At 65.6% G+C, this 11,505-nt stretch carries 19 protein-coding genes; 8 read left to right on the top strand and 11 right to left on the bottom strand.

All coding sequences use genetic code 11. From position 1 onward, the window contains the following. The first annotated feature begins 106 nt into the window (after nt 1-106). The 5 genes from V3G39_10985 to V3G39_10965 all read left to right on the top strand — a co-directional run bounded on the left by V3G39_10985 (nt 107) and on the right by V3G39_10965 (nt 3,699). Nucleotides 107-772 carry an MBL fold metallo-hydrolase gene (locus V3G39_10985; GenBank protein XAS75192.1) on the top strand — a complete coding sequence of 222 codons (666 nt, stop codon included), beginning with the start codon at nt 107-109 and terminating at the stop codon, nt 770-772. Further along, a complete protein-coding gene (locus V3G39_10980; protein XAS75191.1) occupies nt 751-1,554 on the top strand; it encodes an NlpC/P60 family protein in 804 nt (267 codons plus the stop codon). Before V3G39_10985 ends, V3G39_10980 begins: the two co-directional genes overlap by 22 nt. After that, nucleotides 1,551-2,432, top strand: a complete 882-nt coding sequence (locus V3G39_10975; protein ID XAS75190.1) for an EamA family transporter — start codon at nt 1,551-1,553, stop codon at nt 2,430-2,432. The genes V3G39_10980 and V3G39_10975 overlap by 4 nt, the downstream gene beginning before the upstream one ends. A gap of 704 nt (nt 2,433-3,136) precedes the next feature. Next, nucleotides 3,137-3,373, top strand: coding sequence for an antitoxin MazE5 (locus V3G39_10970; protein XAS75189.1), 237 nt, complete (start codon nt 3,137-3,139; stop codon nt 3,371-3,373). Next, complete coding sequence (locus V3G39_10965) at nt 3,328-3,699, top strand: type II toxin-antitoxin system PemK/MazF family toxin (protein ID XAS75188.1); 372 nt, start codon at nt 3,328-3,330, stop codon at nt 3,697-3,699. Before V3G39_10970 ends, V3G39_10965 begins: the two co-directional genes overlap by 46 nt. Nucleotides 3,700-3,854: 155 nt before the next feature. Here V3G39_10965 and V3G39_10960 read toward each other — a convergent pair whose 3' ends face one another. The 3 genes from V3G39_10960 to V3G39_10950 all read right to left on the bottom strand — a co-directional run bounded on the left by V3G39_10960 (nt 3,855) and on the right by V3G39_10950 (nt 5,161). Continuing rightward, nucleotides 3,855-4,232, bottom strand: coding sequence for a type II toxin-antitoxin system death-on-curing family toxin (locus V3G39_10960; GenBank protein XAS75187.1), 378 nt, complete (start codon nt 4,230-4,232; stop codon nt 3,855-3,857). After that, a complete protein-coding gene (locus V3G39_10955; protein ID XAS75186.1) occupies nt 4,229-4,432 on the bottom strand; it encodes a hypothetical protein in 204 nt (67 codons plus the stop codon). Before V3G39_10955 ends, V3G39_10960 begins: the two co-directional genes overlap by 4 nt. Before the next feature lie 96 nt (nt 4,433-4,528). After that, nucleotides 4,529-5,161 (bottom strand): recombinase family protein, encoded by a 633-nt coding sequence (locus V3G39_10950; protein ID XAS75185.1) that lies wholly within the window; start codon nt 5,159-5,161, stop codon nt 4,529-4,531. Nucleotides 5,162-5,429: 268 nt separating this feature from the next. Here V3G39_10950 and V3G39_10945 point away from each other — a divergent pair, with 268 nt between their 5' ends. Further along, nucleotides 5,430-5,666 carry a hypothetical protein gene (locus V3G39_10945; GenBank protein XAS75184.1) on the top strand — a complete coding sequence of 79 codons (237 nt, stop codon included), beginning with the start codon at nt 5,430-5,432 and terminating at the stop codon, nt 5,664-5,666. Beyond that, nucleotides 5,663-5,998, top strand: coding sequence for a type II toxin-antitoxin system PemK/MazF family toxin (locus tag V3G39_10940; GenBank protein ID XAS75183.1), 336 nt, complete (start codon nt 5,663-5,665; stop codon nt 5,996-5,998). Before V3G39_10945 ends, V3G39_10940 begins: the two co-directional genes overlap by 4 nt. 49 nt (nt 5,999-6,047) lie before the next feature. Here the strand turns inward: V3G39_10940 and V3G39_10935 are convergent, their stop codons facing one another. The 6 genes from V3G39_10935 to V3G39_10910 form a co-directional block, all read right to left on the bottom strand. Next, on the bottom strand, nt 6,048-6,422 hold the full coding sequence (locus V3G39_10935; protein XAS75182.1) for a type II toxin-antitoxin system PemK/MazF family toxin: 375 nt from the start codon (nt 6,420-6,422) through the stop codon (nt 6,048-6,050). Further along, nucleotides 6,382-6,612 (bottom strand): ribbon-helix-helix domain-containing protein, encoded by a 231-nt coding sequence (locus V3G39_10930; protein ID XAS75181.1) that lies wholly within the window; start codon nt 6,610-6,612, stop codon nt 6,382-6,384. Before V3G39_10930 ends, V3G39_10935 begins: the two co-directional genes overlap by 41 nt. Nucleotides 6,613-6,870: 258 nt before the next feature. Then, entirely contained in the window at nt 6,871-7,272 is a 402-nt protein-coding gene (locus V3G39_10925) for a type II toxin-antitoxin system VapC family toxin (GenBank protein XAS75180.1), read from the bottom strand. Further along, the gene (locus V3G39_10920; protein ID XAS75179.1) at nt 7,269-7,499 is read right to left on the bottom strand and encodes a hypothetical protein; all 231 of its coding nucleotides are present in this window, start codon (nt 7,497-7,499) and stop codon (nt 7,269-7,271) included. Before V3G39_10920 ends, V3G39_10925 begins: the two co-directional genes overlap by 4 nt. 70 nt (nt 7,500-7,569) lie before the next feature. Beyond that, nucleotides 7,570-7,947: a hypothetical protein gene (locus tag V3G39_10915; GenBank protein ID XAS75178.1), complete on the bottom strand. Its 378-nt coding sequence runs from the start codon at nt 7,945-7,947 to the stop codon at nt 7,570-7,572. A gap of 21 nt (nt 7,948-7,968) precedes the next feature. Beyond that, nucleotides 7,969-8,748 (bottom strand): serpin family protein, encoded by a 780-nt coding sequence (locus V3G39_10910; GenBank protein ID XAS75177.1) that lies wholly within the window; start codon nt 8,746-8,748, stop codon nt 7,969-7,971. Between the two features lie 231 nt (nt 8,749-8,979). Between V3G39_10910 and V3G39_10905 the strand changes: the two genes are divergently transcribed. Then, nucleotides 8,980-9,552 (top strand): recombinase family protein, encoded by a 573-nt coding sequence (locus V3G39_10905; protein ID XAS78220.1) that lies wholly within the window; start codon nt 8,980-8,982, stop codon nt 9,550-9,552. Nucleotides 9,553-9,750: 198 nt separating this feature from the next. Here V3G39_10905 and V3G39_10900 read toward each other — a convergent pair whose 3' ends face one another. Together V3G39_10900 and V3G39_10895 are read right to left on the bottom strand one after the other, a co-directional pair. Then, the gene (locus V3G39_10900; protein ID XAS75176.1) at nt 9,751-10,128 is read right to left on the bottom strand and encodes a DUF3817 domain-containing protein; all 378 of its coding nucleotides are present in this window, start codon (nt 10,126-10,128) and stop codon (nt 9,751-9,753) included. 33 nt (nt 10,129-10,161) lie between these two features. Next, the gene (locus tag V3G39_10895; GenBank protein ID XAS75175.1) at nt 10,162-11,499 is read right to left on the bottom strand and encodes an aminotransferase class I/II-fold pyridoxal phosphate-dependent enzyme; all 1,338 of its coding nucleotides are present in this window, start codon (nt 11,497-11,499) and stop codon (nt 10,162-10,164) included. Nucleotides 11,500-11,505 lie beyond the last annotated feature (6 nt).

Here is an 11,505-nt window from a genome sequence, read left to right as displayed (position 1 = left end):
AGCTCAATGCTAGGTGTCGGGTCCGACAACGATGACAGGTCCGACCCGGTCGATGCCGATCTGCAGTGGTTACGCTGCGGAGCAACCCCCACCGAAGGAGAGCGCGATGAGTTATGACGGCGCCGTCAGCCCCGGCTCCCCCGCCCAGCAGCGGGATCTTTCCGATGTCGTGATCCGCAAGCTGGCCGTAGGGCCGATGCACAACAACGTCTACCTGGTCAGCTGCGTCTCGACTGGTGCCGCGGTCCTGATCGATGCCGCTGCGGACTGGCCGGCGATCGCCGCGATGATCGGCGAGAGCAACACCAGGGTGCAGGCAATCGTGACGACGCATCGCCACGGCGACCACACGGGCGCACTCGTCGAGGCCGTGCGCGAACTCGGTGCACCCACGTATGCGGGCGACCCCGACGCAGATGCCCTCCCCGTGCCCGTCGACGTGCGGCTGCGCGACGGGGACGCCGTCGAAGTGGACGGCCTCACGTTGTCGGTGGCACTGGTCCGCGGACATACGCCGGGCTCCGTCGTGCTGACCTACGACGATCCGGCCGGCCATCCGCACGTCTTCACCGGAGACACGCTGTTCCCCGGTGGAGTCGGGGCAACGGATCACTTCGACTACCAGTCGTTTCCGCAACTTATCGACGATGTGCAGGAGCGGATCTTCGGCCGACAGAACGACGCGGCGTGGGTCTACCCCGGGCACGGTGACGACACCACCGTCGGCGCCGAGCGTGCCGGCCTGCCCGAATGGCGCGCGCGCGGGTGGTGAGCGGTCTGGGCGACACTTTGCGTCCGGTGACGGGCCCCGGTCAGGTCGCGAGAGTGCGGGTGCCGGTGTGCGGGTTGTGGCTGACACCCAGCTCACCGCGGCCCATCGATGCCGCGATGCTCGTCGATGACCCTGATCACGACGGTTGGTTGCGCGCCATGGACGCCGCCATCGACCCGATGGGAGGCCGCATCGGCCTGGAGGGGAGGATGTCCAGTCAGGTGCTGGCCGGTGAGCTGGTGCGCACCCACGAACGTGCTGGTGACTGGGTCTTCGTCACGTGCTCCCAGCAGCCGTCGCACAAGAATCCCTGGGGATACCCGGGCTACCTGCGCATCGCTCATCTGGACCTCTCTGACCTGCCGGTCGATGCGGACGAGCCGATGTCCGCTCCGCCGCTGGTCGCCCGATCGACTTTCATCCAGCAGATCCGTGGTCATATCGGGGAGCCGTACCTCGTCGGTGGTCTGTCCGAGACCGGCCTGGACGGCGCAGGACTGGTTCATCTGAGCCTGCGCGAACTCGGGATCCGCTATCCACGTGACTGTGCGGATCAGCAACAGGCGACGGACGCATGCCCGCAGGGTCAGGAGCGGCCCGGCGACCTGGTGTTCTTCGCCCGCCCCGGCTGCGCTCCACAGCACGTCGGCGTCGTGACCGATTCCATGGACTCCCTGCACATCGTGCATGTGCTGGAGGGTGGCCGCGTGCTCGAAGAGCCTGTGCCCGCGCAGTTGCAGCAGCAGAAGCGCACCGTCGGCAGGGTCCGCGTGCTCAGGTGAAGCCGGGCGACCGGCCGACGCCGTCGCCGATCGCTCTGGTCCTTGCCTCGATCGTTGCCGTGCAATTCGGCGGGGCGCTCGCATCGACGTTGATACCGGCCATCGGCGCTACCGGCTCGGTCGCCTTGCGGCTGGGCTTCGCCGCTGTGGTGTTGTGCGCGCTCGGCCGACCGTCGATCCGCGGGCGCAGCCGTGCGGACTGGATGGTGGTCACCGGTTTCGCCGTGATCTTGGCGACGATGAACCTGTGCCTGTACGGCTCGTTGGCGCACCTACCGCTGGGCGTTGCGGTGACCTGTGAATTCATCGGCCCGCTGACGCTGGCGGCAGTCCTGTCGCGCCAGGCGCGTGATCGCGTCGCGGTGCTGTTCGCAGTCATCGGTGTCCTGCTCGTCTCCGGCGCGCTCACCACGTCGTGGTCCCGACTCCCGCTGCAGGGAATCCTCCTCGCCCTGGCGGCGGGCGGTTGCTGGGCTGCCTACATCGTCGCGTCGCGCGCCACGGGCGCCCGCTTCGCTTCTCTCGACGGCCTGGCCATCGCGCTGGCGATGGGTGCCGTTGTCGTGCTCCCCCTCGGCATCTGGCGCGCGGGCGGTGCCCTGCTCACAGGGAATGCGCTGGTCAAGGGCCTTGGCATCGCGATCCTGTCCACGGTGCTGCCCTACTCCCTGGAATTGCTCGCACTACGACGACTGTCCGCGCGGATCTTCGGCATCCTGCTCAGCCTCGAGCCGGCGGCCGGCGCCATTGCGGGACTCCTCGTGCTCGGCCAGCGGCTGAACCGGTTGGAGGTGGTCGGTATGGCGCTCGTCGTCTGCGCGAGCGTGATTGTGCTCGGAGCCAGCGTCGAGAAACCACCCAACAGTCGTCAACGGTAGGCGCGATGGTGGCGAAGGTCCGTAGCTCGCGAATGTGGTGCTGGTTGCGGGTCTACCGTCGTGAGTCGGGCCGGTGGAGTTCGGCGCTCGATCAGCTGCTGTCCCGGACCGGGCTTGGGAGGACGGCAACCCGCCCTGGCGCGGCTGGGCGAGTCGAAGTGGACCGCGAGGCTGATGGCGGTTCCGGCATCTCGAGGCAACCGCGGTCGATGACACGTTCGGCCTGTTCGCGTTACTCGTGGCCACCCGCCTTTTCAGCCCGACCCGGGGTACCTCGGCCGAGCAACGGTCAGCTGGTCCGCCACGGCTTGAAAAGGCCACTGGAATGATCGCCCGGGCCGGTCGGGTGCTGCTGTTGACGGCAGCCGAGGTAGCGAACGAGCCGATTGACCTCTCGGCGTTGTGGGCCGCGCTGGCCGGCCGGTACAACGCTGTGCGTCCGTTCCTTGAACCGCTGGGTGAGTCCGCTGCATTGCGAGCCACGCCAGTCGCTGAGCGGCGGCAGAGGGTCAGTTTTCACGCAGCATCGACAACCGTCCACCGTCGCGGATGGTGCTGGCCCTGTACGAGGTGTATCGAGTCACCGGTCGATTCCAGGGGCGATGAAACTGTCCTCCGATCAGCCGGAGCGGTGCTCGACCGGAACGAGATCGCTGTCCGGGAACGGGTCGGCGCCCGGAAAACCAAGATGGCATACTCATGGCATGAATCGCGCACGATTGAGTACGACAGTGGATGCGACGCTTCTTGACGATGCGAGACGTGTTCGATCCGGCGTCACCGACGCGGTCCTCGTAGACGAGGCTCTGGCTGCTCTACTCGCTCGCCACCGCGCCGTCGAGGTAGACGCGAGTTACGTCGCCTACGACGATCACCCGCTCGACGAGCCGGATGAGTGGGGCGACCTCGCCTCGTTCCGTCAAGCTGCGGCCGCATCTTGACGGCTCTTGCGGGCCGAGGTGATGTGTGGTGGTGCGAGATACCGCAGATAGGTCGTCGACCGGTCGTCGTGCTCTCCCGCGATGCAGTAATACCGAGGCATCGCCGCGCATTGATTGCTCCGTGCACGACGACAATTCGGGGCCTTGTCAGTGAAGTGGTGCTTGATCCCGGAGACGACCCCGTGCCGCGTCGTTCGGCGGTCAACCTGGACTCGGTCGAGAGCGTGTCTCTGGCCGTGCTCGTCGACCGAATAGGCCGACTGAGCGACGCTCGGATGAGGCAGGTCTGCGCCGCCCTCGCCGTTGCCGTCGACTGCTTCAACTGAGCCACAGCGACGCGCCGGTAGACGATCGGTCACCGGCGACAGCAGTCCGCAGATCGGGCCTGGAGCTCACATCAGCTGGGCCGTCCCACACGGTGTCCTATACGGACGGCATAACCACGGCGTTCCCATTACCGATCGTTATCTGGGTCGGTCGATCAACGTGGCTGACTTCCGGCGCTGATCCGGGCAGCGATTCCAGCGACCTCGTCCAACTCGCCGGCCGCGATGCTCATCACCAACTCATACGCCTCGTCATTGGTCGACGTGAGCCTGCGCCCGTTGATTCCTAGAAAAGCGATCGTGGCAGCCAGCGCCAGTCGCTTGTTCCCATCGACCACGGCATGGTTGCGAGCCAGTGAGTGAAGCAGCGCAGCAGCCTTTTCCTCAAGCTCGGGATAGGCATCGCTCCCGAACACCGTGGCTTGCGGCCGAGCCAGTGCTGACTGCAGCAGCCCGTGGTCTCGAACCCCAACGTCGCTGCCTAAAGTCCGCTCGGCGACGTACATGAGTTCGGCCAAGGTCAGATAGATCACTGACCAAGCCGCTCCAGCGCCTCGGCATACCGCGGCAGTTCCTCGTCCAGTACTTGACTAAGCAGTTCGGCGCGACTGTGGTTCTCTACGTACTCCCGTACCGCCTGCCGGGCGATGTCCTGCATCGATCGAGACTCACGTTCGGAACGACGGCGCAGCGCATCGGCTTCAGCATCAGAGAGTCGCAGAGTCATCGGCATACACTCATGGTATCACTGGTGACACCATGATGAGCCGGATGAGGATCCCCATATGGCGACCCTGTAGACGATCTGCCGCTGGCCGAGGTTCCGCAGTTAATTGTCCGTAACTGCGGCGTCGTGCAGCGGTAGGGCTCCGTCATCGGGGTTTAGGTCGAACTTGGCTAGGGATGCAATCTCGCCGCGCAGGACGCGGCCAACGACAGCGCGGGATAGTCCGGTGGTTGCGGCGATGCGGCCGTGGGCGTCTCCTGCGGCGGCCATCCGGTGTATCGCGGCGTACTGGTGACGGTTGACCTTCGATGGGCGCCCTAGCGTCTTGGTCCTGCGCGCCGCGGCTAGGGCGGCTTTGGTGCGTTCGGCGGTCATCTCTCGCTCGAACTGAGCGACGCTCGCCATGAGGTGGAAGGTGAATCGGCCTGCTGGGGTGGTGGTGTCGATCGCGTCGGTGAGCGACCGAAACTCAATCCCCCGGCGGCCGAGTTCGTCCACAACGGCGACGAGGTGCGACATCGAGCGGCCGAGCCGGTCTAGCTTCCATACGGTGAGCACGTCGCCGCGCTCGAGTTTTCCGAGTAGGCGGGTGAGTCCGGGCCGGCCCTGCTTCGCTCCGGATACTTGGTCGGTTTCGATGTGCAGCTCGTCGATGCCGTGCGCGTGTAGCGCGTCGAACTGCAATGCGGGATCTTGGTCAACGGTGCTCACTCGCGCGTACCCCCATACCGTCACGGTGTCATCTCCCTGCCTGCTCGAAACTCACTCATATTCGAGGTTTCGAGCGTCGTCGTCAGTGAGCGGGGTTTTCGGACGCTCCCCCGCCGTCGCTGCGGATAAGTCGCCTGGCTGCTCGAAAACGTTCGTCACTGAAGGGGCCACCCATGCCTCACCCAGTGGCCGAACAGAATGTTATGGATCTGCCAGATAGCGATCGCCCTGCGCGTACCGCAGCTCGATCGGCAACCGGGACACTTGTCTACATTTCGTCTACAATGGGGTTATGGCTTCCGTAGACACCACCACCGTTCGTGTTCGCCGACCAGACTCCGAGCGGTTGCAGTCCCTCGCCAAGGACAGGCAGACCGCGGTCATCGATGTGCTGCACGCCGCCATCGACGCACTAGAGCGGCAAGAATTTCTCCGCGGGCTGGGCCAGGACTACCAGCGGCTGCGTGATGACCCCGAGCGTTGGGATCAGTACCTGGCCGAACGACAGGAGTGGGACTCCCTCGCGTGATCTGGCGAAGGGAGGTCTACGACGTCGACCTGGGTCAGCCGGTCGGCCACGAGCCAGCCTTCCGGCGGCCCGCCGTCGTGGTCTCGGTCGACATCTTGAACAACAGCCCTGGCCAGTTGGTCATGGTCGTGCCCATCACGTCGGCCGCCTACGGACTGCGCAGCCACGTCGAGGTCGAGCAGGGAAGCAGCGGGCTTGGCCACACTTCCTACGCGCGCTGCGACCAGCTGCGCGCGATCTCGACTTCACGGTTGTCGTCCCGTCGGGGAATGATCGCCCCCGATCAGATGAGCGCCATCGACCAAGCGCTGCGCTTCGTCCTCGACCTGTGACCAAAGGGTCTGCCTCGATAGACGATCCTGCCGCGGGACGGCAGTGTGGCTATAGCTGCAGGTGGAGGCGCAGTGCGTCGTCGAGCTGCGTCATGACGTCCGCGGGGACTTGTCCAAGAACTGCGCCGAGCCGCTCGACGGCGATCGAGCGGACCTGCTCGGCCTGGGCCTTTGAGTCTCGAGGTAACCCGGTGACAGCTGCGGGCAGCAGGGTTTGGAACGGGAAGATCCGGTCGGTGTTGCTGGTGACCGGCACAACGGTGACAACTCCGCGCCCAAGCCGCGCCGCGACCGAGTTTGCCCGCTCGTTGCTGACAATCACTGCTGGTCGTCGTTTGTTGGCTTCGTTTCCACGCACAGGGTCCAGGTCGACGAGCCGGATCTCACCGCGCAGCATCGCCCAGCCCATCAGCAGCAGTCCCACTCCACGCCGCGTGGTTGGCCGATGCTTCCCACTCCTTCCAAGCGGCTTCGTAGTCCTGCTCCAGCTCAGGAAGTCGCAGCATGCGCACGGCATGGTGCAACGCGGCCGACCTCGACGAGAGGCCGGTGGTGCGGGCAAAGTCGTCGAGGACTGCCACATCCTCGTCCGGCAAACTGACACTGATCTTCATACCACGATGCTACCGTAGTGCTACTGCAAAGGACCAGCTCTGACCACGCCGACCCCACTGCACCCAGGACGGCCCGCATCCGCGCGGTTCATAAGCGGAACGCCGACCGGCGACAGCAGCCGCAATTCGCGTCTCGCGCCGATGTGTCCCGAACGGGTGCTCCATACGGGACGCCGGGTGCCGTGATCGCGTCCGTATCGGGATCGGTGAGCGGGACGGGGATCACCGCCCGTGACGAGCTTGCCGATCCTTCTCTGGTCATCCGATGTGGTCGAAGCTGCAGCGCGGTCCACTCGCGTTAGCCAACCTGGCGTCGCAAGTGACCAGCACAGCGTCGAGTTGTTCGGCCAGTGCGACGTAGGCGGCGTCGTAGACAGTGAGGTTGTGACGCAGTTCCCACGCACGGTTCAGCAGCGGGGGTAGCGGCATGCGGCGGATCGGAAAACCCGCGAGGTGTGCCAATGCATCTGGCGCTATCTGATCAAGTCGGGGGTTGCTCCGGGCCATGCCGCGCAGGGCGGAGGCAATCTCCACATCCAGGTGAGCGGGTGCGTACAACGCGTCCCCGGTGCTTAGCCGCTCCGCCACGAGAGCGTGGCGTGGATCGTCAGCGGCGTAAAAAGCAGCAAAAACGGACGCGTCGATGATGGCCAGGCTCACGAGGCCTCTCGCACGCCTCTGACCGCAGCGACCGCATCGTCGGTGGTGATGCCGGTTCCACGGGGTGCTGGATAGGTCGCGACGTAGTCAGCAACGCGCGTTGTTTGTGCCACCTCGGCGAGTCGATCGACCACAAACGCGCTCAGCGACTGCCGACGATCCCCAGCTGCCGTGACCAGGGCCGAGTAGACGTCATCGGGCACGTCACGAAGATTCATTCGTTTCATGGTGCCATTGTGGCACCATGATAGGTCGGTACCAATACTGGACCGAGAAGACACCCGTATGCCGATCCCGTTACGGCGAGTCCTGTGTGTCGTCGGGGTCGGTGATCCAGGCGCCGAAGACGGGTAGTGCGTTCCAGGGGTCGCGGGATGTGGATGCGCGGGTGGTGGCCACAACGGCGTAGGGGTGGGTGAACCGCAGAGTGGCGGTGCGGTGAGGACCAGGCGGTCTGCGGCCTGACCAGCTTTCCATTACGTCCAAGGCGGTCAGGGCCGCGGCTTGAAATCCGTGCCGGCCATACCGGGCGACCACGCTCTGCGCGGCGTCAATGGGCCCGTTGGTTCTGGCAAGTTGTCCTAGGGCATGGCCTGCGGCGCCGAGGCCGAGGGTGGGTTCGGTCAGCAGGTCGTGCGTGCTGGCGGCGTTCCAGGCCGGGAGCAGGGCGTCCACGTGCTCACCGCGTTCCGATGCCTATTCCTGGGTGATGCTCCAGTGCGGGTGATCGGCCAGGGGTAGGTCGAACAGTGACACCGGTCCCAGGTTGCGACTGTGCCGAGCCTGGGCCACCGCGACCCGGTGAGCTGCAGCAAGCACGGTCGCCGGTGCCACGTGCGGGTCGGCGATCACGGAGGTGACGTCCATGCCAATGGCCGATGCTCGGTGTACCCCTAGCAGACCGGCACGTTGGGTGTTGACGAAGAAGGCGTCGTGATCGTGGGTGTCCTGGGGCATGCGTAGGACCCGGGTCAAGGTGGTGCTCCACGGCCCTCTCAGGTCGGCGGCGTCAGCGGTATCAAACGGTGTTGTCCACTTGACCCGGGTCGCTAACGCAGAAGCCAGCACGACCAGGGCGTGTGTGGTGGCCAGGGGAAACCGGTCGATCAGATCGTTGGTGTATTGCTGCGCCCACTGATCAGCCTGATCCTGGGTCGGCACCGGGCCGGTCTGAACCCGCACGGGCAGCGATTCCAGCCACGGGTCCAACCCCGTCAGACCCTCCCGGGTCCACGCGGCTGCAGCCGCTGATACCACCGGCTTCGGGTTCCCCAGCAACTCAGTGGCCACCTGGTGCGCGGAGACCACATCAACACCCAGCGCCTCAACGATTTGGTCGGTCAACTCACCGGTCGCAGCAGGCGCAGCCAACGCCAGCATCAACCAGGCACCCAGCGGTGAGCCCACGTGATGCTCCCCCCGGCCCAGCACAGCAAACCGGTCCGCGTAGCGACACATCACACCTGGCAAATCCATACCAGCCATCCTGCCCGACCGCACGACCCGACACGCACATGTGATCTCACCCCAGGTCGCAGAACGAAAACCGCCCGCAAAAATCGAACTCAAAACCGTCCCGTAGGCAGAACGTCATGCGACGCACCCCTGCCATCTGCCCAGGCCAGGCGGGCAATGGGACTGATCGTCCCGTAAGACCGGTTCGGTGATCCGTCCCGATCAAGGGGTGCCAAGCGGCGTACTGGTCGTATCCCGGAACTGAAGATTGGCTACTGCCGAGTCTCTACCGTCGATCAAGACCTCACCGCGCAGCAAAACGCCCTCGCCGCGCAAGGCGTGGACCCGAAAAGGATCTACCTGGACCACGGACTGACCGGCACCAACCGTCACCGCCCTGGCCTACGCCAAGCCCTTGCTGCGTGCCGCGCCGGCGACATCATTGACGAGCTCACCGCGAACGGGGTGCGGCTCAACATTGGCGGATCCCTGCGCGACCCGACCGACCCGATCGGGCGGCTGCTGTTCACGACCTTGAGCATGATCGCTGAGTTTGAAGCCGACCTGGCGCGAGCCCGGACCCGTGAAGGTATGGCCGTGGCCAGGTCCGAGGGGCGGCTGCGCGGTAAGCAACCCAAACTCAGCCCCCAACAAGAGGCCCACCTCGTCGAGCTTTACCACGGCGGCGGGCGCACCATTACCGAACTCGAGGAACTGTTCTCCATCACCCGCTCCACCTTTTACCGGGCCCTGAAACGCGCCGAAATACTGAAACCAACAAAGGACATTCGTAACACGAAGATGCGCGCCCCCGATGCTGAGTGATCTCGACCAACGCCAGATTCCGCGCTGCCCATTGTCGGACCCTGAAACATGAGCCGTTCCTACCGCTAAGCGCTGGTTTGGTTGTTCCTTGACCCTCGGAGCGGCGGGGCGGCCGGAGAAGGACGGGAACGGCGATCCTGCCGAGGCCTCGCGACCGCCTGATCACATTGGCGTCCGTCGATTCTCCTGCCCGGGTGGTCAGCCGCGCGGCTGCAGCAGCTCGCGGCGCAGCGCCCAACGCTCGAACCACAGCGTCATGAACGGCGGGATGCTGCTGATCGCGCCCAGTAGCGCGGTGCGGGTGTCCCACCTACGCGACCTGGCAACCCAGACCAGGGTCACTAAGTAGCACATGAAGACGATCCCGTGCACCATCCCGAAGATCTGCACTCCCCGGTCGGTCGACTGCGCAATCCACTTGAAGTACATCCCGATCAGCAGAGCGAGCCAGGACAGCGCCTCCAGCGTCGCCACCGCGATGAAGACCTGCGATGCGAGCCGACGAGAGGTGGGCGGTTGCGACGCGGTCGGACGCGTGGTGGGTGCTGACGTGGTCGGCTCGGGGGTGGATGTCACGTGTCGAGCCTAAACGGCACCGACCGGGCTAGATCACCGTGGTCCCGCCCAGGGAAGTGCTGTCGCCGCATCCGCAAGATCCTGCACGAACTGCGCGTGGTCCGATCCCACCAGACCGGTCGTCACCCGCAGATGCGCTGCGTCCTCAGGAAGTACATGGAACGGGCTGCCTGCGGCCGCGGCGATTCCGCGCCCGGCAAGCTGCACCAACGATGCCGCCTCATCCTGCACGGGAAGCCAGATGTTGAGACCGTCGGTGCCGATAACCGGAACACCCCGATCCGCCAATCCCGACACCACGGCCGCACGGCGACGCGCGTACTCGTCCCGCGCGTGATCGATCGTCGCCACGGTGTCGTCCGAGCACAGCAGTTGCACAAGGACCGCCTGCAGCAGCCGGCTCGTCCAGCCCTGCCCGAGCAGACGCCGTTCGCTCAGAGCCGCGATACGGTCTGACGGGCCGCTGATCGCCGCGAGGCGTAGGTCCGGCCCGTGTGATTTGGAAAAGCTGCGAATGTGCAGCACCCGCTGCGGGATGAAACGCCCCAGACTCACCGCGGGCGACGACGCAACATCGCCTGCTGAGTCGTCTTCGACGATCAGGATCTGGGTGTCGGCGAAGACGTCGGCGAGGTCAACCGCGCGCTGACCACTCATACAGATGCCGGTGGGGTTGTGCGCTCGCGGTTGCAGGAAGACCGCCCGTACCCGGGCCGCAACTGCGCCACGTGCCGCGGCAACGGTCAGACCCTGTTCGTCCATTGCCAACCCCCGGGTACGGATTCCGCATGCTTCGAGCAGATCCAGAAGCGGTGGGAAGCACGGATGTTCAACAGCGACGGTGTCCCCCGGCTGCAGGAACACCGCGCAGATCAGGTCCATCGCGTCCATCGCACCGTCGGTGACGGTGAGCTCCTCAGCGTCGTAGGGCCATGAGCCGCGCAGCGCCTCCCGCAACTGCGGGAGCACAGGATCATCGAGATAGCTGTGCTGCCTACTCTCCTGCGGCACGCGTTGCAGCGCCCCGTCCAGCGCGGGTAGCAGGGCCGGATCGGGCATCCCCGTCGCGACGTCCCACACGAACCCGGCCCGGCTCTCCAGTGCCCTGCGGTAACGGGTGGGCCCGTGCGTTCCAGGGGTGGCGACTGTTGTGCCCCGTCGCCCGTCGGTGCGGATGACTCCGTGTCGGACGAGCGTGGACCATGCGGCGCTGACCGTCGTCGGGGACAGCTGCAGCTCCTTCGCCACGGAACGAATGGGCGGCAGTCGCTCGCCCTCGCGCAGCAGGCCGGCTTCGATCGCGGCTGTCACCGCCCGGGTCAAGCCACGGTGCGAGAAGTCCTGCAGATCAAGCACGGCTGCAATCGACATTTATGT

The sequence above is a fragment of the Dermatophilaceae bacterium Sec6.4 genome (assembly GCA_039636865.1).
Lineage (GTDB): Bacteria > Actinomycetota > Actinomycetes > Actinomycetales > Dermatophilaceae > Allobranchiibius.
The sequence above is the reverse complement of the archived record's forward strand: the minus strand, read 5'-3'. Positions and strand labels throughout refer to the sequence as shown.